Consider the following 21,633-nt stretch of genomic DNA (forward strand, 5'->3'; position numbering starts at 1 on the left):
GCGTGTCCCACCAAGCATCCGCCACTGCGGTCAGGAAGCGCGGCGGGTACAGCCGTATCAACAGGTCAGTCCCCGGCGGCGGCGAACTCGCGTTCTGCAGCACCAGCTGATCGTCTTCCACCACCACCGCCAGCACACTGGCCCCGCCTTTCTCCGGCGCGCCCCACCAGGCCGAAGCCCCGTCCAGGCTGTCGTCCAGCAAGGCCTGCGCCGAAGCCTGCCCCGGCCGCTGGCCCTCCGCGAACACGTAGCCCGGCGCCAGCGTCACCCGCCACAGCGCGCCTTCGCGCTCGCTGCGCAGCACCTTGAAGTCGTAATACTCAGGCGTGGCCGCCAGCTCGGCGTTCAGGGCCGTGCGGAGGTCGGCGAGGGGCATGGGGAAGGCGCGCCGCGAGGGGCGGTACAACGAGGAGGGCGGACTATAGCGGGGGCCGCTGGAGGCGAGACCTCGCGTCCAGAGCTGGTGGAACGAAAGCCTTTGGCCAGCTGTCGCCGTTGGCACAACGGGCTGTCCAGCGGCAGGCAAGGCCCGCGCGCATCGCAAGGCTGCGACTGGGTTGATTTGGGCGGTCCCGTCCGCCATGTCGATGAACACTTTGAGAGAGCGGCTTCGCATGGAATTGAGCACCACCGACGGCTACCTGCAGCTCTTGCAGGAGATTTCGGACACCTACCTCAAGGTCGGCTGCGGGCGGTACAGGCGGTCAATGCCCAACTGATCGACACATACTGGCATGTTGGCTGCCACATCGTCGAATTCGAGCAGGCCGGTCAAGCCCGGGCCGAGTACGGCACGGCGTTGATCCAGCGCCTTGCGATCGAGCTGGGCCTGCGTCACGGCAAGGGCTTCAGTCGCAGCAACCTGGTGTACATGCGCCTCTTCTATCTGCGCTATCCAGCGAGCGCGCCAATAAGTCAGAAGCCTTCTCACCAATTGAGCTGGTCGCATTACGTCGAACTGCTGAAGATCGAAGATGCGCTGGAGCGAGGCTTCTACGAACAGCAGGCGCAGGCCGAACGCTGGTCGGTGCCCGAGCTGAAGCGGCAGAAGGCTGCCGCCCTGTTCCTGCGCCTGGCCGCCAGCCAGGACAAGGCAGGAATATTGCAGTGGGCCCAGCAAGGCCAGGTCGTCGAGCGACCCGCCGATCTGTTGCGCGAACCCTATGTGTTCGAGTTCTTGAAGATTCCCGAGCCCCATCAGGTGTCAGAGACCCAGCTTGAAACCTTGCTGTGCGACCACCCGCAGCCCTTTCTGCTGGAACTGGGCAAGGGCTTCACCTTTGTGGGTCGACAGTACCGGGTGACGATCAACGGCACACACCACCGGGTTGATCTGGTTTTCTACCATCGGATCCTGCGCTGTTTCGTGCTGATCGACCTGAAGCTGGGCGAAGTGCAGCATCACGACATCGGGCAGATGAACCTCTATCTGGGCTACTTCGCGAGCGAGGAGAACGTCGAAGGCGACAACCCGCCCATCGGCATCATCCTCAGCCGGCAAAAGGACGAGTTGCTGGTCGAGTACGCGACCTACGGCATGAGCAGCCAACTCTTTGTCCAGAAGTACCAGTTGTACTTGCCAGACCGGGAAGCCCTGCGACGCGAGTTGGAAGACACCTTGCGAGCAGCGGGACAGCGAAGCCCCAACGGGCTTGAGTGAATCGCGACTCGCTGCCGTCCAAGGCCGCTCGGCGGTGCGTTCTGGCCCATTGAGCGGATCGGGTGACCGACACAGCTTGTGTTGGCTGCCGGATTTGGCGTTTGGATTGGCCGTCCCAGCGGTGACGGTCCAAGCAGCATGTCCGTCCGCCACTCATCCCGCGAGACAGCGCTCCGCGCCGCCTTTCCAGCAGTTCGTCGCAAGCCGTTCGCAGTGCTTGGGCTGGCTCCATAAAGTACATCCATCGACACCCCAACAGCCACTGACTGGAGCCACCAAATGACCACCGCCAACATCCGCTTCGCCTCTGTTTCCAGCACCGCTCGCCTGAGCTTCGCCGGTCTGGCTGCGGTGGTCACGTTCGCGGTCCTGGGCAGCGTCACGCAGATCGCGAGCGCCCAGGTCAAGGAGGCACAACTTGCCCAGGCGCGCAGCGATGCCGCGCTGGTTGCGATGGCTCGCATGGCTGATGCAGCGCCGCTGCAGATCGTGGTCGTGACGGGCAAGCGTGCCTGATCAACCAACACCCGATTCGCGCTCCCACTCAAAGCCCCGCATTGCGGGGCTTTGTTGTTTGCGCGACCCGCGCCCACTTTGGGATGCGCATGGAGGTGGCCGACCCGGCGTCCAGACCGCCGGGATGTGAAAGCGTCGGTCAGGCCTTGGCGCGCAGCCTGAAAGTGCCCACCACGCCGGAAAGCCGCACCACCTGGTCTTTCATCGACTGTGCGGCGGCGGCCGATTCCTCCACGAGCGCAGCGTTCTGCTGCGTCATCTGGTCGAGCTGGTTCACCGCCAGGTTGATCTGGCCGATGCCCGCTGACTGTTCGCCCGCGGCGCTGGTGATCTCGCCGACGATGTCGGCGACCCGCTGCACCGAGGTGACGATTTCCGTCATCGTGCGGCCGGCATCGGCCACCAGGCGCGAGCCGCCTTCGACGCTGTCCACAGAGGCGCCGATCAAGGACTTGATCTCGCGCGCCGCGGTGGCGCTGCGCTGCGCCAGGCTGCGCACTTCGCTGGCAACCACGGCGAAACCCCGGCCCTGTTCACCGGCACGCGCGGCCTCGACGGCGGCGTTCAGCGCCAGGATGTTGGTCTGGAACGCAATGCCATCGATGACGCCAATGATGTCAGCGATCTTCTTTGAGCTGGTGTTGATCTGGCCCATGGTCGAGACCACCTGCGCCACCACATTGCCACCACGCTGGGCCACCTCGGCCGCCGAAGTGGCCAACTGGTTGGCTTGGTGGGCTGCGTCGGCCGCCTGTTTGACGTTGCTGGTGAGCTGCTCCATCGACGAGGCGGTTTCCTGCAAGCTGGAGGCCGTTTGTTCGGTGCGCAGGCTCAGATCGTGGTTGCCGGTGGCGATTTCGCTGCTGGCGGTGTTGATGCTTTCGGTGCTGGCGTGGACGTGACTCACCAATTCCTGCAGTCGGTGCTGAGTGCGCTGCAGTTCGCCCAACAGGCTGCCGGCCGGGGGCACCACCGCAAGCTCGAAGCTGAGGTCGCCGTCGGCCATGCGGCGCAAGGCCTCACGGGCCCCAGCGGGGTCGCCGCCGAGTTCACGCACCACCGTGCGGCGCATCGCCCAGCAAAGGCCAACCGCTACCGCAGCCGCCACCACCGCCAGCGCAAGCGTCAGCACCGTCATCTGGTTGGCGCGCTGCTTCGTTTTGGCATGTGTCTCGATGGCGGTCTTGCGACCGGCGTCAATCTGCTCGAGCAGCTTGGCGCGCAGGCTGCGCCAGGCCGGTGTCTCGCCGGCAGTCAAGGCCTTGGCCGCCGAGGCTGGATCGGTGGTCACCAATCCCAGCACCTCCTTCTGTTTGGCGGCCAGCCCCTCGCGCAAGGGCGCCAGGCTGTCCAGGCTGGCTTGGGCCGGCGTGCCGCGCACGGCCTGCCCGGTCTCGGCTCGGGCCTTTTCGTAGCCGGCTTCGGCGTTCGTGAAGTTGTCGTAGGCCTTCTTGTTGGCGGGGTCGAGCACGATGTTGCGCAGCGCTTGACCCATCTGCAGGCCCTGTGCATACATCTCCGACAAACCACTGGCGGCGGCCTGCTCGGTGCTGATGTATCGGTCGAACTCGTCTTGCGTGCGCACCAGGCTCCAGAGACCGGCGGAGAGTGCGGCGATGAACAGGGCTGCCGGCACCGCGGCGCAGACGAACAATCGAGAGCTGAAGTTCATGCAATGCTTCCAGAAGGGCGGCGCCCATGGCGCCGCTGTGGTGGTTGCCGGGCCTCGGATGGCGCTGCAATGCAGGGATATCGGCTGCCCGGTGAGGTATTTGAGTGCGGCCAGCTCGCGGACCATGGCTGGCGTGCCCCTCGCCACCGCTCATCCCGTCCTGGCAGCGCTCCGCGCCGCCTTACCTGCAGTTCGTCGCAAGCCGCTCGCAGCGCTTGGCGTGTCTTCATAAAGTACATCCATCGACACCCCAACAGCCACTGACTGGAGCCCCCAAATGACCACCGCCGCCACCCGCTTCTCTGCCGTTTCCAGCACCGCTCGCCTGAGCTTCGCCGGCCTGGCCGCGGTGGTCACGTTCGCTGTCCTGGGCAGCGTCACGCAGATCGCAGGCGCGCAAGTCAAGGAAGCCCAGCTTGCCCAGGCCCGCAGCGATGCTGCCCTGGTCGCGATGGCCCGCCAGGCTGACGCAGCGCCGCTGCAGATCGTGGTCGTGACGGGCAAGCGTGCCTGATCAGCCAACACCCGATTCGCGCTCCCACTCAGAGCCCCGCATTGCGGGGCTTTGTTGTTTTGGATGGCCACGGCTTGCCGAGCGCCTGCGCGGCACCCCGGCCACGCCTTCATTTCAAGTCGCGGCGGTGCTGATCGAAGAATTGCCAGATCACCTCGTTGGCGTCGATGTCGCGGGTGGTCTTTCCAAGTGGCAGGCCGACGTTGAACGGATCGGCGCCGGGCCAGGTGTGACCGCCTTCCCTGATCGTGACGAGTGCAACGTGTGCCTCTCCATCGCCGCCTTGTTCGGTCCAGGTCACGTCGGCGCCGTCGCTGGTGTCGGCGTCGATGAGGCGACGGCGCGTGGCGGCTGACGCGACGCCGTTGTGCTTCAGCCAATGGGCATGGGAGGCTTCGGCCGACAAATAGCCGGTTGGCTTGCCGCCGTAGGCGACCACCTGGTCTGCAGTGCCGTGAACCAGCAGCACGCCAACCTTGCCGGGCTTCGTGTGATGCTGGACCACGGGTTCCGGCATGGGCCCACCAACAGAGGCCACGGCCGCGAACAGCTCGGGAAGTTCGGCTGCGATGCGCAGCGCGAAGAAGCCGCCCCGCGACAGCCCGGTGGCGAACACACGTTGCGGATCCACGCGGTAGTCCTTGCTGAGCTGGCCCAGGACGGCTGCGGTGAAGCCGATGTCGTCGGTTCCCCCGAGGTAGGGCATGCCAAAGCCGACGTTCCAGTCCTGCTGAATGCCGGCCGGATACACGGCGATGAACTGGTGACGGTCCGCGGCGCGATTCATCTGCGTGTAGAGCATGTGCTCGGCCATGGTCATGCCGCCGCCGTGGAAGTTGAAGACGACCGGAAAGACCTTGCCGGGCTGGCTGCCGTAGGAGGCCGGCGTGTAGACGAGATAGCGGCGCTTCTCTTCCTTGTGAAGCAGGGATTTCACCTGCGCAAATGCCGTGTGAGATGCGAAGGCAAGGACGACGAAGCTGATCCAGATTTTCATGATGCGCAGGCGGTGAACGGCTGCGCAGGATAGAAGGCTGGTGGTGAAAAACGGGTGAAATCCGGCGGGTTTCAGTGGGCGCGCAAAGGCACGATGTGCACCCGGTAGTCGTTGACGCCGGCATGAATTTCAAGCTCCCAGCGCATGGCCTTGGCAATGCGCAACAGCAGGTTCTGGCCATGCGAGAAGCCTTGCACCACGCCCGCCCGGTCAGGGTCGACTGTGTTGACCACGCACAAGGCCCCGTCTGCAAACGAGATCTGAAAAGGCGAGCCTGGTTGGCCGTGGAACAGGGCGTTGCCAAGGCAGTTGTGGAGCAGCAGCGTGGCCAGATGGCGGTTGCCGATCACGTCGATTCGCTCCGGCAGGTCGAGTGCAAATCGTTCGGCGCCATGGTCGGCGTTTTCCAGCAGCCGCAACAGGCATTCCTCGATGCCGCCACGCAGGTCGAAGGTCTCGGTCGCAATGTGTGTCGCGCGCGCCAGCGCAAACAGAACATCGAGGGTGGCGCGCATGTCGTCCAGGCTCGCCTGCAGTTGCGCCACGTCCTGCCTGGCCAGCGTGCGCGACGTGGCCTGACCGAGGAGGTTGTTCATGACGGTCAGCGGCGTGCGCAGTTCATGGCTGACATCGCGCGTGAATGCATGCTCCCGGCGCAGCGCCGAATGCAATGCCGCAAGCGTCGCGGCAAGCTTTTCTGCCAGGTATCCGATTTCGTCCGGCCGCTGCCTGGCGCTGAAGTTGACCGAGGCTTCCGGCGACGAATCTCTCACTTCGTCTGCCAGCACCTGGAGCGGAAGTACCAGCCGCCGGGACAGCCGGTAGGCCAGCACCAGCGCCAAGGCAATCAAGCTCATTGCAGCGGCCACCAGGCCCCCGCCGACTTCACGGAACAGCTTGGACACCACCAGGAGCGGGCCCACGTCCGCCAGCAGGTAGACATGTTGCGGCTCGCCGGTCGCACCGAGGTCCAGGCTGCGGAGGTGATAGTGCTGGCCGGTATCGGTGAATATCTCCGCGCGTGGGTGACCGCTCAAGACCTTGTCGCGCACGACAGGCGGCAGTGATTCGACGCTTCGGTGCACCTGGATCCAATCGTTGCCGGGCGGCCCGACGTCGCCATGCAGGCGGAAATGCGCGGCCATGGCCTCGGCCTCGCGCGCGAGCAGCCGGTCGATCAGCATGTCTTCGGTCACATAGGAAATGACCAGGGCCAGCCCGGTGTAGAAGACGCAGATCAGGACCGTGAAGCCTGCGAGCGCGGCAAACAGGCCGTGCCGGATGGACCTAAACATCGTCCGCGGCGGCAAGTGCGAGCCGATAGCCCAAATGGGGAATGGTGGCGATCATGTTCGGCGCGCCGGCCTGTTCGAGCTGCTTGCGCAGCGCGTAGATGTGCGATTTGAGGGCGTCCGAATCAGGCGGATCAGCACCCCAGAGTTCGTGCATCAAGGCGGACCGGGAAACGGCGTGGGGATGGGCGGTGCAGAGCATGAACAGGACCTTGAAGCAGGCCTGGGTGAGTGCAACCGGCGTGCCGTTGTGCGAGGCGCGCTTCTCCCTTGCATGCAGGCTCAACGGACCGACACGCATCTCCTGGCCGATGTGCAACTGTCCACGCCTTGCCAGCGCTTCGCAGCGCAGCGCAAGCTCGCGCAGGTCGAATGGTTTCGTGAGGTAGTCATCTGCGCCACCGTGGAAACCGCGAGCCTTGTCTTCGAAAGCATCGCGAGCTGTGAGCATCAGCACCGGCACATTGCGTGGCGCCTGCGCCTTGATCGTGCGGCAGACCTCCAACCCATCGATGTCCGGCAGGTTCAGATCGAGCAGCACGACATCGTAGATCTCATGCATGGCGAGATGGATGGCCATTGCGCCGGTGGCGGCATGGTCGGCCTGCCACTTCAGTCCATCCAGGAAGTCCACGATCTGGTGAGCGATCGTTGGATGATCTTCCACCACCAAAACAGTCAGCGATCTTTTGTTCATGATTTCTTTGTGCGCTCCGCCATCATCGCCCGGAATGCCCCCTCGATCGATGCCGCCGCTCATCCCGGCTGACAGCGCTCCGCGCCGCCTTCCCTGCAGTTCGTCGCAAGCCGCTCGCGGCCGTTGGGCTGTCTTCATAAAGTACATCCATCGACACCCGAACAGCCACTGACTGGAGCCCCAAATGACTACCGCCAACACCCGCTTCGCCTCTGTTTCCAGCACCGCTCGCCTGAGCTTCGCCGGCCTGGCTGCGGTGGTCACGTTCGCGGTCCTGGGCAGCGTTACGCAGATCGCGGGCGCTCAGGTCAAGGACGCCCAACTCGCCCAGGTCCGAAGCGATGCCGCCTTGGTTGCCATGGCCCGCCAGGCTGATGCAGCGCCGCTGCAGATCGTGGTCGTGACGGGCAAGCGTGCCTGAGCCAGCATCCAGCACCCGATTCGCGCTCCGACCAAAGCCCCGCATTGCGGGGCTTTGTGGTTTTGGGGCGCCACGGCCTGCGTCGACGCTGTCTCTTGGTACAACCCACGGCGGCGGGGCGCTGTTCCCCGCCGAGCAAGTCGCCAAGGCGGACGCCGCCGCGCTTGCTGCCCATGACGAAACGCTCCTTCGATGAAACACCAACAACAACGCATGTCGTGCGGCGCGCTCCTTCTGTTGGCGCTGTGCCTGCAGGTTCACGCGGCCGAGCCCACGGTCTCCGAACCGCCCGCATCGGCGGCCGACGAGGCGCGCATGTCGCGGGTGGCGCAAGGCTTGTCCACGCGGGTCGTCGTCAAGGATTCGCCGAACCGCAAGATGGCCATCGCCGAGCGCATGGCGTTCCATCAAGTGCCCGCCGTCAGCATTGCCGTGATCGACCACGGACAGGTGGCCTGGGCCCGTGCCTATGGCGTGCTCGATGCCGCGAGCCAGCGGCCCGCGACGACCACCACGTTGTTCCAGGCCGCGTCCGTCAGCAAGGCCGTCAGCGCCATCGGCGCGCTGCGCCTGGTCGAACAGGGCAAGCTTTCGCTGGATGGGGCGGCGAATCGGCAGCTGTCTGCCTGGCAGATTCCGGGCAATGGGTTCACTCAAGGCCGCGAGGTCAGCCTGCGCATGCTGCTGAACCACAGCGCCGGCCTCTCGGTGCACGGCTTTGATGGCTATGAGGTCGGCCAGAAGATCCCGACGCTGCTGCAGGTGCTTGATGGCCTGCCGCCTGCGAAATCTGCCCCGGTCCGTGTCGAGGCGGTGCCCGGCACCGCGTGGCGCTATTCCGGTGGCGGCTTCAGCGTTGTCCAGCTGATGATGAGCGAGGCCAGCCAGCAGCCGTTCGAGCAGTACATGCAGGCGTCAGTGTTGAACCCTTTGGGCATGACCCACAGCACGTTTGCGCAGTCGCTGCCGCCCGGCTGGCGTGAGCTTGCGGCGAGCGGCCACGGCGCCGACGGCACGGCCGTCAAAGGCGGCTGGCACGTGTACCCGGAAGCCGCCGCAGCCGGTTTGTGGACCACGCCCACCGACCTGGCGCGTGTCATCACCGAAGTCCAGCGCGCCGAGGCAGGCCAGTCCAACGAGCTGCTGTCGCGCGGCATGGCCTCCACGATGCTGACCCGCGGCCTGGGCGAATACGGCCTGGGCTTCTTCGTTGAAAACCTGGGCCAGACCACCAGCTTCAGCCACAGCGGCGGCACCGAAGGCTTCCGCGCGCAGGTCTATGGCTACACGCGCTCCGGCCAAGGCGCCGTGGTGATGACCAACGGCGCAAACGGCGCCGCCCTGATCGACGAAATCCTCTGCAGCATCGCCGCCGAATACGGCTGGCCCGAATTCCAGGTGACCGAGAAACCGGTCGCCAAGCCGGATGCCGCCGCGAACAAGGCGGTGGCTGGCACCTACCAACTGCTGGACAAGCCCGCCCAGGTGATCGCCGCAGGCGAGCACCTCTACTTCCAGAGCGACCTGTTCGGCCCCAAGCGCATGGAACTCTTCCCCGAATCCAAGACCGCCTACTTCATGACGGCGCAGGACATGTCGGTTCGCTTCGAGTTGAAAGACGACGGCACGGCGGCTGGGTTCTCGCTGATCCGCGGGGCGAATGCGTACCCGGGGACGAAGCAGAGGTAGGCCGAAACGGCCCCGTCCTCGGATCATCAGCGCTGCAATCTCGCAACCGGGGCGACTTGACCGGGCGCCGGCCCAACCTTTCCTCGGCGCCCTGCTATCCAAATGAAGCCAGTCCAGGCTGTCGTCCAGCGGGGCTTGTGCCGTACCTGCCAAGCTACTGCCCGTTGGCGCACGGTAGGTGACGCCTTTTGCATCAATTCCGATGATGCAAAATTTCTTGCGCCGTACACGTTGATTCCATAGAATGCATCATGCCGATTGATGCAAAAATATTCAAGATCGACAGCCTGGCTTTGCTGCGGGGTGGTCATCCGTTTCGCGGTGCCGTTGAGGAGTTGGCCAATGGCGATGCATTGGCCGTGCAGATGAAGGACGTCGGCCTTGAGCTCGGAGTTGACTGGGCAGGCGTCACCCGAACCTCGCTTGCTGGACGCAAGCATCCCGATTGGCTCAAGGCCGGGGATGTTCTGTTCGTCTCCAAGGGTACGCGCTTCTACGCTGTCTGCATTGATGAGCCGCCCAGCCCTGCCGTGTGCAGCCCCCACTTCTTTCTTCTACAGGTGGCGGCGCATGCGCCGTTGCTGCCAGCCTTCCTTGCGTGGCAGATCAACCAGCCTCCATTCCAGCGCCAACTTCAGCAGGCTGCCGAGGGCAGCAGCCAACTCAGCATCCGCCGACCTGTGCTGGAGTCACTCACGTTGAGCGTTCCATCACTGGCAGACCAGCGGCGCATCGTCGCCTTGGCTGAACTTGCGCGCCAGGAACGCCGCGCGCTAAACCAACTGATTCACAACCGTGAGCGGCAACTCCAGTCGCTCGCCGAGGACCTGGCTCGCTCAGCCCAGGCCACACCCTGAACACCGCAATAGTTCCAGAACGCATGAACAACAAGACCAACACCCCATCCGCCCCCGTCAGCCAGGACGCGATCAATGCCGCCGTCTGGGCTGCATGCGACACCTTCCGTGGCACCGTGGACCCGAGCATCTACAAGGACTTCGTGCTCACAACGCTGTTCCTCAAGTTCGTTTCCGACGTCTGGCTTGATCACTACGACACTTACAAGAAGCAGTACGGCGACCAATCGGAACTGATCACGGAAATGCTCAAGAGCGAGCGTTTCGTTCTGCCCGCGAGCGCCAACTTCTACGCGCTGCACAACCAGCGCCACACTCCCGGCAATGGCGAGCGCATCGACAAGGCCCTGCATGCCATTGAAGAGGCCAACATCAGCAAGCTGCGCGATGTGTTCCAGGACATCAGCTTCAATTCCAACAAGCTGGGCGACGAGCAGCAGAAGAACGACATCCTGCGCCACCTGCTGGAAGACTTCGCCAAGCCCGAGCTGGACCTGTCTCCCAGCCGCGTCGGCCAGCTCGACGTGATCGGCAACGCCTACGAATTCCTGATCAAGAACTTCGCGTCTACCAGTGGCAAGAAGGCTGGCGAGTTCTACACCCCGCCCGAGGTCTCAGCGCTGATGGCAAGGCTGATGGCGCCTCAGGAGGGTGATGAAATTTGCGATCCCACTTGCGGCTCTGGCTCGCTGCTGATGAAGTGCGGCCGCCTGATCCGCGAGAACACCGGCTCGCGCAAATACGCACTCTACGGACAGGAGGCCATCGGCAGCACCTGGGCGTTGGCCAAGATGAACATGTTCCTCCACGGCGAGGACAACCATCGCATCGAGTGGGGCGACACCATCCGCAACCCCAAGCTGCTGGAAGGCGATGTGCCGGGCTACGACTTCTTTGCGGCGGTTCGCGGCGAGAAGAAAAAGCCGTCGCCAGCCACCGCGCCGAAGCTGCAGTTGCTCAAGCACTTCGACATCGTGGTGGCCAACCCACCGTTCAGCCTGGAGAAGTGGGGCTTTGAAGGAGCCGATGCCGACAGGTTCAGCCGCTTCCGCCGCGGTGTGCCGCCGCGCACCAAGGGCGACTACGCCTTCATCCTGCACATGATCGAGACCATGAAGCCCGGCACCGGCCGCATGGCGGTTGTGGTACCGCATGGGGTGCTGTTCCGTGGCGCGGCTGAGGGGCGCATTCGCCAAAAGCTGATCGAGGAAAACCTGCTCGACATCGTGATCGGCCTGCCGGAAAAGCTTTTCTACGGCACGGGCATTCCCGCCGCCGTGCTGGTGTTCCGCAAGAACAAGGCCGACGACAAGGTGCTGTTCATCGACGCCAGCCGCGACTTCGAGGCCGGCAAGAACCAGAACATGCTGCGAGAAGCCGACCTGCAACGCATCCTGGCCACTGCCTTCACACGGCAGGCTGTCGACAAATACGCCTACCTCGCCACGCCCGCCGAGATCGCCGAGAACGACTTCAACCTCAACATCCCGCGCTACGTGGACACCTTCGAGGAAGAGGCCGAAATCGACTTGATGGCCGTGCGCCGGGAGCGCGAGCAACTGAAGGCCGAGTTGGCCAGCCTGGAAGCACAGATGGCCGTGTACCTGAAGGAGCTGGGCTATGAGTAAGCGAGCCAGTGCAGCCTACAAGGAAAACAGCAAGGCGTTGAAGGCTGGCCACAGCATCACGCGCTCGTCAGCAGCCGAATATCTGACTTTTGTGGCCGCTGCCGGCCAGGGCGGCGTGGAGGCCCTCTACGCCGACGAAAACGTCTGGCTCACCCAAAAGATGATGGGCCAGCTCTATGACGTGGAAACCCAGACCATCAACTACCACCTGAAAAAGGTGTTTGCCGACCGCGAGCTGGCCGAGCAAGCAGTTATTCGAAATTTTCGAATAACTGCCGCAGACGGCAAAGGCTACGACACCAAGCACTACAGCCTGGGCGCCATCATCGCGGTGGGCTACAAGGTCAACTCCGAGCGTGCGGTGCAGTTCCGCAAATGGGCCAGTGCCATCGTCGAGTCCTTCACCATCAAGGGCTTCGCGATGGACGACGAGCGTCTGAAAAGCGACGGCTCGGTGCTCACTCGGCAGTATTTCGAAGAGCAACTGCAGCGCATCCGGGAGATCCGCCTCTCCGAGCGCAAGTTCTATCAAAAGATCACCGACCTCTACGCCACGGCGATTGACTACGACAGCCAGGCTCAGGCCACCCAGCGCTTTTTTGCCACCGTGCAGAACAAGCTGCACTGGGCCATTCACGGGCAGACGGCGGCAGAGGTGATCTACAGCCGCGCCGATGCGAGCAAGGAACGCATGGGACTCACTACCTGGAAGGACGCCCCTCTGGGCAAGATCCAGAAATTCGATGTGGTGGTGGCCAAGAACTACCTGACCGAGGGCGAAATGGCGCAATTGCAGCGCCTGGTGTCCGCTTACCTGGACGTGGCAGAAGACATGGCGCTGCGCCAGATCCCGATGACCATGCAGGACTGGGAGACGCGCCTGAACCGTTTCATCGCCGCCACCGACCGGCGCGTGCTGCAGGACGCCGGCCAGGTCACCGCAGAGATCGCGCGTGCCCATGCCGAGAGCGAGTTCGAGAAATACCGCATCGTGCAGGACCGCCTGTACCAGTCGGACTTCGACAGGTTGTTGGAAGGGCCAGGCTCAGAGGATGAGGTGCCTGTAGTTGTGGTGGCGCCGCAGCTGGCAAAGAAGAAGGGAGAGCGTGATGCTGGTTGATGGTTGGAGAGAATGCAGGCTTGGCGAATTGTTCGATAGCCGCAAGGAACGCGGTCGAGCTGGCTTGCCGACCCTCTCAGTCACCATGAGAGAAGGGCTGGTTGATCGCGATGATTTAGACCGCAAGCAAGACACCGCACTTTCACCTGCCGAGCACCTTCTGGTTAAGCCTGGGGACATCGCCTACAACACGATGCGAATGTGGCAGGGCGCGTTTGGGCTTTCTGACCGCGAGGGTATGGTCAGCCCCGCCTACGTTGTCTTGAAGCCAAGGGCCAACGTTGACCCTGCATTTCTTGCGCAGCTACTGCGCACGCCTCGAATGCTTCATCTACTCTGGGCCTACTCATATGGCCTGACTGATGATCGCCTTCGGCTGTACTTTGACGACTTCGCGGCAATTCCAGTTTCGATCCCAGGACTAGAAGCCCAGCAGCGGATGGCCTCTGGCATGGCGCTGTGGGACAAGGCCGCTAAGGTCCTTGAAAAGCTCGCCGCAAATGCTCGCGCTGAGAAGCGTGCACTCCTTCATCGACTACTGCCCACACCAACGCATCATGCGTCGTCAGGCAAGCAGTCAAGGGACTGGCAGCTTGTCCGGCTCGGCGATGTGGTGGACCTAAATCCGAGAAGGCCCGAAATGCCCGAAGACGGCAGAGTTACGTTTTTGCCGATGGAGGCTGTATCCGAACAAGGACGCATTGATACAAGCCGAGTTCGGCAATATTTGGATGCTTGTGCGGGACATCCAGGCTTCAAAGACGGTGACTTGCTGGTGGCAAAGATCACCCCTTGCTTCGAGAACGGAAAGGGCGCGCTGTTGGCCGATCTGACCAACGGGGTGGGCTTTGGAAGTACGGAATTTCACGTACTCCGCCCCAAAGGGGTGATCGAGCCACGATTGATTGCGCAAGTTCTTCAAAGCCGCGAGTTTCGGAACAGGGGTGCCGCGGAGATGGAGGGGTCGGCAGGTCAGAAACGAATCTCCGCCGATTTCCTTAGGTCATTCAGATTCCTCTGCCCCTTGGACAAGTCTCAGCAGCGTGAGATCTGCAACTTGCTGGACGCAGCGGATCGAGTCGCGCACATGTTCGATCTCGCCAAAGGTGCCGTGTTGCGCGAGAAGCAAGCCTTGGTTCAACGTGTCGCGGGGCAGCATGCGCCCGGTGAGGTCATATGAACATCACGCCCAACTCTCGTGAGCAGTACAGCGCCCATCTGCCCGCGCTGCACCTGCTGTGCAACCTGGGCTGGAACTTTCTGACCACGGCGCAAGCCCTGGCCCTGCGGGGCAGCACGCGCGAGGTGCTGCTCAAGCCGAGGCTGATCGAGGTGCTGCAGACGCGGCGCTACCAGTACAAGGGGGAGTGGTATCCGCTGTCGCCCAGCGGCATCGACCAGATCGTGCGGGAGTTGTCGGCGTTGAGCCTGGCGGAAGGGCTGATGCCCGCCAACGAGCGGCTGTACGGCAAGCTGGCGCTGGGCATCACGGTGACGGAGTTCATGCCCGATGGCAAGAGGCACCAGCCCACCATTCCGGTGATCGACTGGGCCGATGCGGCGGCGAACCGCTGGGACGTGACCGAGGAATTGGATGTGCTGGCCGCACAGGGCATGCACCATCGCTCCCCAGATGTGGTGGGCTACGTGAACGGCATCCCTCTGGTGGTGATCGAGGCCAAACGGCCCGAGTCGGGCGGCGGCAGCCATCCGTCCAAGGCGATGGTGCAAGAGGGCATCAGCCAGCACCTGCGCAACCAACGGCCGGACGAGATTCCCAACTTGTTCGCCTACGCCCAATTGCTGCTGTCCATCAGCCAGACCGAAGGGCGCTACGGCACCACGCACACGGCGGCCAAGTTCTGGGCCAAGTGGCGCGAAGAGGAGTTGGCCGACGCACACATGCAGGCGCTCAAGAACGCGGCGCTGAAGCCGGAGGTGCGCGCGGCGCTGTTCGATGGCAAGCCAGCCGGGCTGGCGGCGTACTTCGACGCGCTGTGGAGCGCGCCCATGCAGGCCACGGAGCAGGACCGCTTGCTGGTGAGCCTTCTCACGCCGGCACGGCTGCTGGCGTTCCTGCGCGGCTACGTGCTGTTCGACCGCAAGGTGGGCAAGATCGTGGCGCGCTACCAGCAGTTCTTCGGCATCCGTGCGCTGCTGGCGCGCGTCTGCCAGATGAAGCCCGAGTCACAAGGCGGCGGCCGCGAGGGCGGCGTGGTGTGGCACACCACGGGTTCTGGCAAGAGCTTCACCATGGTGTTCCTGACCAAGGCGCTGCTGCTGGTGGATGCCTTGAAGGAATGCCGTGTGGTCGTCGTGACCGACCGCATCGACCTGGAAACCCAGCTCGCCCGCAACTTCATGACCGGCGGCGCCTTCGGCTCCAGCATGGCCACGCAGAAAGACGGCGAGAAGAGCCGCAGCCTCTCCGGCCGCGACCTGGCGCAGCGCATCGGCAAGGGCACAGAGCGCATCACCTTCACGCTGGTGCACAAGTTCAACACGGCGTCCAGGCTGCCGGACTGCCGCAACGACTCGGCCGACATGATCGTGCTGGTGGACGAAGGCCACCGCAGCCACGGCGGCGAGACGCACGAGCGCATGAAGAAGGCGCTGCCCAAAGCAGCCTACATCGCCTTCACCGGCACGCCGCTGCTCAAGGACGAGAAGACGGCCAACAAGTTCGGCCCCATCGTGCACGCCTACTCCATGCAGCGAGCGGTGGAGGACGAGACCGTGGCCCCGCTGCTGTACGAAGAGCGCGTGCCTGAGCTGGACATCAACGAAGAGGCCGTCAACCGCTGGTTCGACAAGATCACCGTCAACCTCAGCGAGGCCCAACGCACCGACCTGAAAAAGAAGTTCGCCAAGAAGGGCGCCATCTACGGCGCGGCCAACCGCATCGAGCTGATCGCCTGGGACATCGCGACCCACTTCAGCGAGAACATCAAGAAGCTGGCCCTCGGCCTGAAAGGCCAGGTCGCCACCGACAGCAAGCTCGACGCCGTTCGCTACAAGAAGGCGCTTGACGACACCGGCCTGGTGACCAGCGTGGTGGTGATCTCGCCGCCGGACACACGCGAGGGCAACTCTGAGGTGGACGAGGACACGCTGCCTGAGGTGCAGAAGTGGTGGAAGCAGGCCATGGCCACCTGCGGGAACGACCCTGAGGCCTATGAGAAGCAGGTCGTGAACGACTTCGGCACAGACGGTGCTCCGGACTTGCTGATCGTCGTGGACAAGCTGCTGACCGGCTTCGACGAGCCGCGCAATGCCGTGCTGTACATCGACAAGCCTTTGAAGGGGCACAACCTCATCCAGGCCGTGGCGCGCGTCAACCGCCTGCACGACGCCAAGCGCTACGGTGTGCTGGTCGACTACCGAGGGGTTCTTGAGGAATTGGACACGGCCGTTCGCGCATACCAAGACCTGGAGGCCCGCACGCAGGGCGGCTTTGATATCGGTGACCTGGAAGGCCTGTACCACCAGTTCAGCACCGAGTACAAGCGCCTGCCCGCATTGCACGACCGGGTGTGGTCTTTCTTCAAGCTGGTGGCCAACAAGCTGGACCGTGAGCAGTACCGGCAGGTATTGGCGCCGAAGTTCGGGAAGGGCAGCGATGGCGAGGAATACGACGAGCGGCAGAAGCTGCGTGACGACTTCTATGAGGCGCTGACGGCCTTCGGCCTTTGCTTGCAGACGGCGCTGTCGTCCCGCAGCTTCTTCGAGGACAAGAGCTTTTCCGAGGCGCTGATCGCTCGCTACAAGGCCGACCTGCGTTTCTTCACCGAGCTGCGCCAGACCGCCAGGCGTGATGCGATGGAGGCGGTGGACTACAGCGTCTATGAAGAGCAGATCGGCAAGCTGGTGGACAAGCAAGTCATCGGCACCGAGGTGCGCGAACCCGAAGGTGTCTACTTGGTGCACCAGCTGGGCCGAGCGGAAGACCCGAAAGAATGGTCTGAAGAGAAGACGCGCAACGAGACGGACATGATCCGCACCCGAATGCGCAAGACCATCGAGCAGGAACTGGCGGCGGACCCGTTTGCGCAGAAGGTGTTTGGAGAACTGTTGCGGCAGGCCATCGCCGAGGCCGAGGCGATGTTCGACCATCCGCTGAAGCAGTACGCCTTGTTCAAGTCCTTCGAGCAGAAGCTGGCGTCTCGAGCGACGCCGGGTGTGCCGGATGCGCTGGCGGACAAGCCGCACGCCAAGGCCTACTTCGGGGCGGTTCGCCTGGTCATGGGGGAAGAGGCCTTTGCTGCACAGAGAGAGGAGGCCGTCGAAGACCTGGTGCAGCAGACCCTGGCCATGGATGCCGTCGTTCGCGATGCCGTGGCTGAAAACTCGCTCAACCCGCAGAACATCGAGGCGGCCATCCGCAAGGGCTTGCTGCCCTTGTTGTTCGGCACATTGGGCCTGGACAACGCGAAGCAGGTGGTGGAGCAGGTGATTCAGATCACCCGCCTGGGCTTGAGCAAGTCTTGAGCGTGCTCGTACCTGAAGCCGCCAGCCGGCACCGGTTTGTCTACGGTGATGAGGTCATTGACTTCAGCTTGCGCCGCCAGCCTTCTCGGACTGTGACGCGAATTGCGATCCACGTGGAGCCAGACGGACGCGTCTTGGTCGATGCACCGGAATCGGCTTCGGTGGCTGACGTGCTGGCGGCGGTAAAGAAGCGGGCACGCTGGGTCAGCCAGCATGTGGCGGCCGCCAAGGCGCGGCTGGCCCATGTGCTGCCGCGCGAGTATGTGAGCGGGGAATCACTGCACTACTTGGGCCGCCGCTATCGCCTGAAGGTCATCGTTGCCGCCGGTGCCACGGCAGAGGCACGCATGCGCGGTGCATTCATCGCCGTGAGCGTGCCGGAACATGGTGACGCAGCAACGATACGCGGCGCGCTGGACGCCTGGTACCGGCAGCGCGCGCGAGAGCTGTTCGCGGTTCGTCTGGCAGCTGTGGCTGCACCGCTGCGATGGGTCAAGCAGCTTCCACCCACGCGGCTGCAGTTCATGACGGTGCAGTGGGGAAGCTGTTCACCGTCCGGTCGCATCACGCTGAACCCGCTATTGGTCAAGACGCCACGAGAGTGCATCGACTATGTGCTGCTGCACGAGCTGTGTCACCTGCTGCACCACAACCACAGCCCCAAGTTCTACCAGGCGCTGAACAGGCACATGCCGAACTGGCAGGCGGTGAAGGAGAAGCTGGACAACATGGCGGAAGAGGTGTTCAGGACTTGAGCCCGGGTTTTGCTGTTCGTGGCAATGCCAGCAACCACGCCCCGCGGGCCGTCCCCTCTAGTTCGTCTTGGCTGATCGTCAGGTTCCGTGGCGCAATGAAATTGACAAGCGCCGTGCGGAACGCCGCATTCGACGCCAGCGGCCCTTCAAGAAGCAAATTGTTAGCAGCGGCTCGCGGATCCAGCCGCTGCACCATCGCCGCAATGATCTCCGCGCAGTAAAGCGAAGCCAACGCAGGCCGAAGTTTGTGCGGCACAGCGTCGATGGTGGTTTCAACCCCACGCTTGAACACCTGTCCCCGTTGCCCCGGAAACGGCCCCCCGGCCGCCGCAAACGCCGGCACCGCCTTCCACCCCTCCCGCATCACCTCCGCCAGCGCTTCAGCCGTCGCCAACGCAGGCGAAGCCTCCCCACACAGCACCGCAAACTCCCGCCCGCCCATGAACCGTGCAGTGGGCACCGGCCGGCCGTCGACTGCCACGTTCACGAGTTCATCCCGCGTTGCGTCCAAGCCTTCAACCGAAGCCCCCGGTGCCATCAGCACGCACCAGGTGCCGGTTGAAAGCACCAGCGCGTTCGGGTCGCTGCGCAGGTAGCGGGCGAGGCAGGCGTTGCTGTCGTGGGAGCCGGCCATGACTTGGATGTCGGGGGGCAGGTCCAGGCGTTGGGCGAGGGCGGGGCGCAGGGTGCCGATGGCTTCCCAGGCGCGGCGGATGGGGGCGAAGCGGGCGGCCAGGCCGCTGCGGTGGGCCCAGGGGCTGAAGTCGGCTTTGGTGGGGGACCATAGGCCCGTGTGGCAGCCCAGCGATGAGACCTCGCTGCAGGCCACGCCGCTGAACCACCAGGCCCAGTATTGGGGGTAGGGCAGCCAGTGTTGGACGCGGGCGCAGGCTTCGCCGTGGTGGCGCTGCAGCCAGTGCAGTTGCAGGCCGGCGTTCAGGCCCATGGGCAGGAAAGGGGTGCCTGTTTCTTCGAAGGGGTCGGCCAGGGCCTGCCATTCGGCGCGGGTGTCACCGTAGCCGTCCCATTCGTAGTCCATGGGCGGCAGCACCAGGCCCTCGGCGTCATCAATGCCGCAGAAGGCGGCGCCGTGGGTGGTGATGGACAGGCGGCGGATGGCGCGGCGGCGGGGCAGCTCGGGGATGGTGGCGAGCAGCCAGGCTTCCAGGGCGGGCACGCCGAGGGCGGTGTAGCCGGGGCCGGGGGCGCTCTGGTTGGGCTGGACCTGGCGGGCCACGACCTCGCCGGCAGCGTCGATCAGCACCAGCTTGGCGTGGCTCTTGCCGATGTCCAGCACCAGCGTGAGGTCGTTGTCGGGAGGCGGGGTCTTGCTCATGTTGGAATTTTCAAAACGCGCGGCACTGCCTCTGTTCGGGCTTGTCGAAGCCTGACCCTTCGACAGGCTCAGGGTGAACGGTTCAGTAACGGCCCCTTCGACGAGCTCAGGGCGAACGGATCAAGAACAGGCACTTCGACAAAGCCTTCAGTCCTGAGCCCTGTCGAAGGGTCAGTGCGAACGGATCTAAAACTCAGTCGAACGGATTCAAAACGTCTCGAATAAGAGAAACCTCATTCGTCCATGTGAAACATGCAGGGCAGGGGCTCGACGACGGGCGAGCCGTCTTCGTGGGTGCGCATCAGGTCCGCCATGTGGGCCCACCAGCGGCGCATCACCGGGTGCTCGGGCAGCGCGGCGGTGCTGTGGCCGGGGCGCAGGCGTTGCACGGCAAACAGCACGTGGTGCTCGGCGTCCAGGTAGATGCTGTAGTCGTGCACGCCGCTCTCGCGCAGCAGCGCGGCCAGCTCGGGCCAGAGGGCGTCGTGGCGGCGGCGGTATTCGTCGGCCTGGCCGGGGTTCAGGAACATGCGGAAGGCGCGCTTTTCATCGGCCATCGCTTCACGCTCCTTGCACGCGCAGGCCGGTGGGCGCTTTCAGGCGGCGCAGCAGGCGCGGCAACACCATGGCGACGATGAGCAGCGCGCCGACGATCATGGACATCACGATGCCGGGCACGTTCAGCATGCCCAGGGCGAAGGTGAAGCTGCCCAGCAGCACGGCGGCGAGGACTGTGCCCAGCACGCTGCCGCGCCCGCCTTCGATGGCCACGCCGCCGAGGATCACGATGGTCACCGCGTCCAGCTCCCAGCCCATGGCCAGGTTGGGGCGGGTGCTGCCGATGCGGCCGGTGAGCAGCACGGCGGCCAGCGCAGCCATGATGCCGACGAAGACAAACAGCGCGAAGCGGTAGCGGTTGACCGCCACGCCGGAGAAGCGAGCGGCCACCGCGTTGGCGCCAATCGCATAGATGCGCCGGCCGTGCACCGTGCGGTGCAGCAGCAGGCCGACCGCGACGGCCGCGAGCAGCAGCACCGCGAACTCGACGGGCATGATCAGCTTCTCCACGCCCAGCAGGTCGCCCAGCGTGCCGTTGCCCCAGGTGCTCAGGGTTTCGGGGTAGCCGGTGATGGCCTGGTCCCCCAGCAGCACCAGCGCGAGACCGCGGTAGAGCGACAGCGTGCCGATGGTGACGACGATGGACGGCAGCTGCAGGCGCGTGACCAGCCAGCCGTTCAACGCGCCGCAGGCGATGCCGGTGGCGAGTGCGGCCAGCAGCATCAGCGGCACACCCGCGCCGGCCTTCATCGCAAAGCCCATGGCCAGCGAACACAGCGCCATCGTGGCGGCGACAGAAAGGTCGATCTCGCCGGAGACGACCAGCAGTGCCATGGCCAGCGCGATCAGGCCTTTCTCGGAGAAGTTGAAGGTGCTGTCGGCCAGTGCATAGGGCGAGAGGAAGTTGTCCACCGTGAGGCCGAACAGCAGGTAGACCAGCACGATGAGCGCGAGCAGCACGCGCTCCCAGGTGTCGAAGGCTTTCACGCGGCGGCTCCTGCAGTGGCCATGTGCCTGGTTTCGAGGATCTGCCGGCCGCCCCTGGCCTGGCTGCGCGCGTTCAGCGCCACCGAGAACAGGATGACGGCGCCGGCAATCGCCTGCTGCCAGAAGGGAGAGACCTGGATCACCGGCAGCGCGCCGTTGACCACGCCAATGAACAGCACGCCCAGCACCGCGCCGGTCACGCTGCCAATGCCGCCGGCAATGCTCACGCCGCCGATCACGCAGGCGGCGATGACAGTGAGCTCGTAGCCTGCGGCCAGCTCGGTGAAGGCGATGGAATAGCGGCCCACCCACAACAGGCCGCTGATGCCGGCGAACAGGCCCGAGAGCGTGTAGGCCATCATCACGCGGCGGTTGACCGGAATGCCGGCATAGGTGGCGGCAGACGGGTTGCCGCCCAGCGCGTACAGTTCGCGGCCCTCGCGCCG

The 21,633-nt window shown here is 64.3% G+C and carries 19 protein-coding genes and 1 pseudogene; 11 read left to right on the forward strand and 9 right to left on the reverse strand.

The features are described from left to right. Positions 1–376 (reverse strand): annotated as a pseudogene (locus tag FKP22_RS03335) (DEAD/DEAH box helicase); the annotation flags it as partial. Between the two features lie 87 nt (positions 377–463). Here FKP22_RS03335 and FKP22_RS03340 point away from each other — a divergent pair. Then, positions 464–1,660: a PDDEXK nuclease domain-containing protein gene (locus FKP22_RS03340; RefSeq protein ID WP_211361288.1), complete on the forward strand. Its 1,197-nt coding sequence runs from the start codon at positions 464–466 to the stop codon at positions 1,658–1,660. A gap of 279 nt (positions 1,661–1,939) precedes the next feature. Further along, positions 1,940–2,176 carry a hypothetical protein gene (locus FKP22_RS03345; RefSeq protein WP_141285168.1) on the forward strand — a complete coding sequence of 79 codons (237 nt, stop codon included), beginning with the start codon at positions 1,940–1,942 and terminating at the stop codon, positions 2,174–2,176. A gap of 139 nt (positions 2,177–2,315) precedes the next feature. On the opposite strand, the gene FKP22_RS34335 is transcribed toward FKP22_RS03345, so the two are convergent. Further along, positions 2,316–3,848, reverse strand: a complete 1,533-nt coding sequence (locus tag FKP22_RS34335) for a methyl-accepting chemotaxis protein (protein ID WP_141285170.1) — start codon at positions 3,846–3,848, stop codon at positions 2,316–2,318. Positions 3,849–4,125: 277 nt separating this feature from the next. On the opposite strand from FKP22_RS34335, the gene FKP22_RS03355 reads away from it, so the two are divergent. Then, complete coding sequence (locus FKP22_RS03355; protein WP_141285172.1) at positions 4,126–4,362, forward strand: hypothetical protein; 237 nt, start codon at positions 4,126–4,128, stop codon at positions 4,360–4,362. Positions 4,363–4,471: 109 nt separating this feature from the next. On the opposite strand, the gene FKP22_RS03360 is transcribed toward FKP22_RS03355, so the two are convergent. The 3 genes from FKP22_RS03360 to FKP22_RS03370 all read right to left on the reverse strand — a co-directional run bounded on the left by FKP22_RS03360 (position 4,472) and on the right by FKP22_RS03370 (position 7,486). Next, complete coding sequence (locus FKP22_RS03360) at positions 4,472–5,359, reverse strand: extracellular catalytic domain type 1 short-chain-length polyhydroxyalkanoate depolymerase (protein ID WP_141285173.1); 888 nt, start codon at positions 5,357–5,359, stop codon at positions 4,472–4,474. Positions 5,360–5,430: 71 nt separating this feature from the next. After that, the gene (locus FKP22_RS03365) at positions 5,431–6,654 is read right to left on the reverse strand and encodes a sensor histidine kinase (RefSeq protein ID WP_141285175.1); all 1,224 of its coding nucleotides are present in this window, start codon (positions 6,652–6,654) and stop codon (positions 5,431–5,433) included. Then, positions 6,647–7,486, reverse strand: coding sequence for a response regulator transcription factor (locus FKP22_RS03370; protein WP_231011042.1), 840 nt, complete (start codon positions 7,484–7,486; stop codon positions 6,647–6,649). Before FKP22_RS03370 ends, FKP22_RS03365 begins: the two co-directional genes overlap by 8 nt. A 46-nt stretch (positions 7,487–7,532) precedes the next feature. On the opposite strand from FKP22_RS03370, the gene FKP22_RS03375 reads away from it, so the two are divergent. From FKP22_RS03375 to FKP22_RS03410, 8 genes are all read left to right on the forward strand, one after another. Then, positions 7,533–7,769 carry a hypothetical protein gene (locus tag FKP22_RS03375; protein ID WP_141285176.1) on the forward strand — a complete coding sequence of 79 codons (237 nt, stop codon included), beginning with the start codon at positions 7,533–7,535 and terminating at the stop codon, positions 7,767–7,769. 192 nt (positions 7,770–7,961) lie between these two features. Continuing rightward, the gene (locus FKP22_RS03380) at positions 7,962–9,458 is read left to right on the forward strand and encodes a serine hydrolase domain-containing protein (RefSeq protein ID WP_211361289.1); all 1,497 of its coding nucleotides are present in this window, start codon (positions 7,962–7,964) and stop codon (positions 9,456–9,458) included. Positions 9,459–9,709: 251 nt separating this feature from the next. Further along, positions 9,710–10,315, forward strand: a complete 606-nt coding sequence (locus FKP22_RS03385; RefSeq protein ID WP_141285177.1) for a restriction endonuclease subunit S — start codon at positions 9,710–9,712, stop codon at positions 10,313–10,315. Positions 10,316–10,338: 23 nt separating this feature from the next. Continuing rightward, positions 10,339–11,943: a type I restriction-modification system subunit M gene (locus FKP22_RS03390; protein WP_141285178.1), complete on the forward strand. Its 1,605-nt coding sequence runs from the start codon at positions 10,339–10,341 to the stop codon at positions 11,941–11,943. After that, entirely contained in the window at positions 11,936–13,063 is a 1,128-nt protein-coding gene (locus FKP22_RS03395) for a virulence RhuM family protein (protein ID WP_141285179.1), read from the forward strand. The genes FKP22_RS03390 and FKP22_RS03395 overlap by 8 nt, the downstream gene beginning before the upstream one ends. Then, positions 13,053–14,243, forward strand: a complete 1,191-nt coding sequence (locus tag FKP22_RS03400; protein ID WP_141285180.1) for a restriction endonuclease subunit S — start codon at positions 13,053–13,055, stop codon at positions 14,241–14,243. The genes FKP22_RS03395 and FKP22_RS03400 overlap by 11 nt, the downstream gene beginning before the upstream one ends. Beyond that, positions 14,240–17,551 (forward strand): type I restriction endonuclease subunit R, encoded by a 3,312-nt coding sequence (locus FKP22_RS03405; RefSeq protein ID WP_141285181.1) that lies wholly within the window; start codon positions 14,240–14,242, stop codon positions 17,549–17,551. The genes FKP22_RS03400 and FKP22_RS03405 overlap by 4 nt, the downstream gene beginning before the upstream one ends. 92 nt (positions 17,552–17,643) lie before the next feature. Then, a complete protein-coding gene (locus FKP22_RS03410; RefSeq protein ID WP_259372424.1) occupies positions 17,644–18,306 on the forward strand; it encodes a M48 family metallopeptidase in 663 nt (220 codons plus the stop codon). On the opposite strand, the gene FKP22_RS03415 is transcribed toward FKP22_RS03410, so the two are convergent. From FKP22_RS03415 to FKP22_RS03430, 4 genes are all read right to left on the reverse strand, one after another. After that, entirely contained in the window at positions 18,296–19,642 is a 1,347-nt protein-coding gene (locus FKP22_RS03415) for an FGGY-family carbohydrate kinase (RefSeq protein ID WP_141285182.1), read from the reverse strand. The genes FKP22_RS03410 and FKP22_RS03415 overlap by 11 nt on opposite strands. Before the next feature lie 233 nt (positions 19,643–19,875). After that, the gene (locus FKP22_RS03420) at positions 19,876–20,199 is read right to left on the reverse strand and encodes an L-rhamnose mutarotase (RefSeq protein ID WP_141285183.1); all 324 of its coding nucleotides are present in this window, start codon (positions 20,197–20,199) and stop codon (positions 19,876–19,878) included. Positions 20,200–20,203: 4 nt separating this feature from the next. Next, positions 20,204–21,187 carry an ABC transporter permease gene (locus FKP22_RS03425; RefSeq protein ID WP_141285184.1) on the reverse strand — a complete coding sequence of 328 codons (984 nt, stop codon included), beginning with the start codon at positions 21,185–21,187 and terminating at the stop codon, positions 20,204–20,206. Continuing rightward, a partial coding sequence (locus tag FKP22_RS03430; RefSeq protein WP_141285185.1) for an ABC transporter permease occupies positions 21,184–21,633 on the reverse strand: 450 nt, incomplete at its 5' end. The genes FKP22_RS03430 and FKP22_RS03425, both read right to left, overlap by 4 nt.

Source organism: Ideonella azotifigens, from assembly GCF_006519715.1.
Lineage (GTDB): Bacteria > Pseudomonadota > Gammaproteobacteria > Burkholderiales > Burkholderiaceae_C > Ideonella > Ideonella azotifigens.

Excerpts from the sequence above, each read along its gene's own strand:
- FKP22_RS03415 (WP_141285182.1), bottom strand. The coding sequence starts at position 19,642 with ATGAGCAAGACCCCGCCTCCCGACAACGACCTCACGCTGGTGCTGGAC.
- FKP22_RS03370 (WP_231011042.1), bottom strand. The coding sequence starts at position 7,486 with ATGAAGACAGCCCAACGGCCGCGAGCGGCTTGCGACGAACTGCAGGGA.
- FKP22_RS03390 (WP_141285178.1), top strand. The coding sequence starts at position 10,339 with ATGAACAACAAGACCAACACCCCATCCGCCCCCGTCAGCCAGGACGCG.
- FKP22_RS03420 (WP_141285183.1), bottom strand. The coding sequence starts at position 20,199 with ATGGCCGATGAAAAGCGCGCCTTCCGCATGTTCCTGAACCCCGGCCAG.
- FKP22_RS34335 (WP_141285170.1), bottom strand. The coding sequence starts at position 3,848 with ATGAACTTCAGCTCTCGATTGTTCGTCTGCGCCGCGGTGCCGGCAGCC.
- FKP22_RS03360 (WP_141285173.1), bottom strand. The coding sequence starts at position 5,359 with ATGAAAATCTGGATCAGCTTCGTCGTCCTTGCCTTCGCATCTCACACG.
- FKP22_RS03365 (WP_141285175.1), bottom strand. The coding sequence starts at position 6,654 with ATGTTTAGGTCCATCCGGCACGGCCTGTTTGCCGCGCTCGCAGGCTTC.
- FKP22_RS03400 (WP_141285180.1), top strand. The coding sequence starts at position 13,053 with ATGCTGGTTGATGGTTGGAGAGAATGCAGGCTTGGCGAATTGTTCGAT.
- FKP22_RS03375 (WP_141285176.1), top strand. The coding sequence starts at position 7,533 with ATGACTACCGCCAACACCCGCTTCGCCTCTGTTTCCAGCACCGCTCGC.
- FKP22_RS03380 (WP_211361289.1), top strand. The coding sequence starts at position 7,962 with ATGAAACACCAACAACAACGCATGTCGTGCGGCGCGCTCCTTCTGTTG.
- FKP22_RS03385 (WP_141285177.1), top strand. The coding sequence starts at position 9,710 with ATGCCGATTGATGCAAAAATATTCAAGATCGACAGCCTGGCTTTGCTG.
- FKP22_RS03405 (WP_141285181.1), top strand. The coding sequence starts at position 14,240 with ATGAACATCACGCCCAACTCTCGTGAGCAGTACAGCGCCCATCTGCCC.
- FKP22_RS03395 (WP_141285179.1), top strand. The coding sequence starts at position 11,936 with ATGAGTAAGCGAGCCAGTGCAGCCTACAAGGAAAACAGCAAGGCGTTG.
- FKP22_RS03345 (WP_141285168.1), top strand. The coding sequence starts at position 1,940 with ATGACCACCGCCAACATCCGCTTCGCCTCTGTTTCCAGCACCGCTCGC.
- FKP22_RS03355 (WP_141285172.1), top strand. The coding sequence starts at position 4,126 with ATGACCACCGCCGCCACCCGCTTCTCTGCCGTTTCCAGCACCGCTCGC.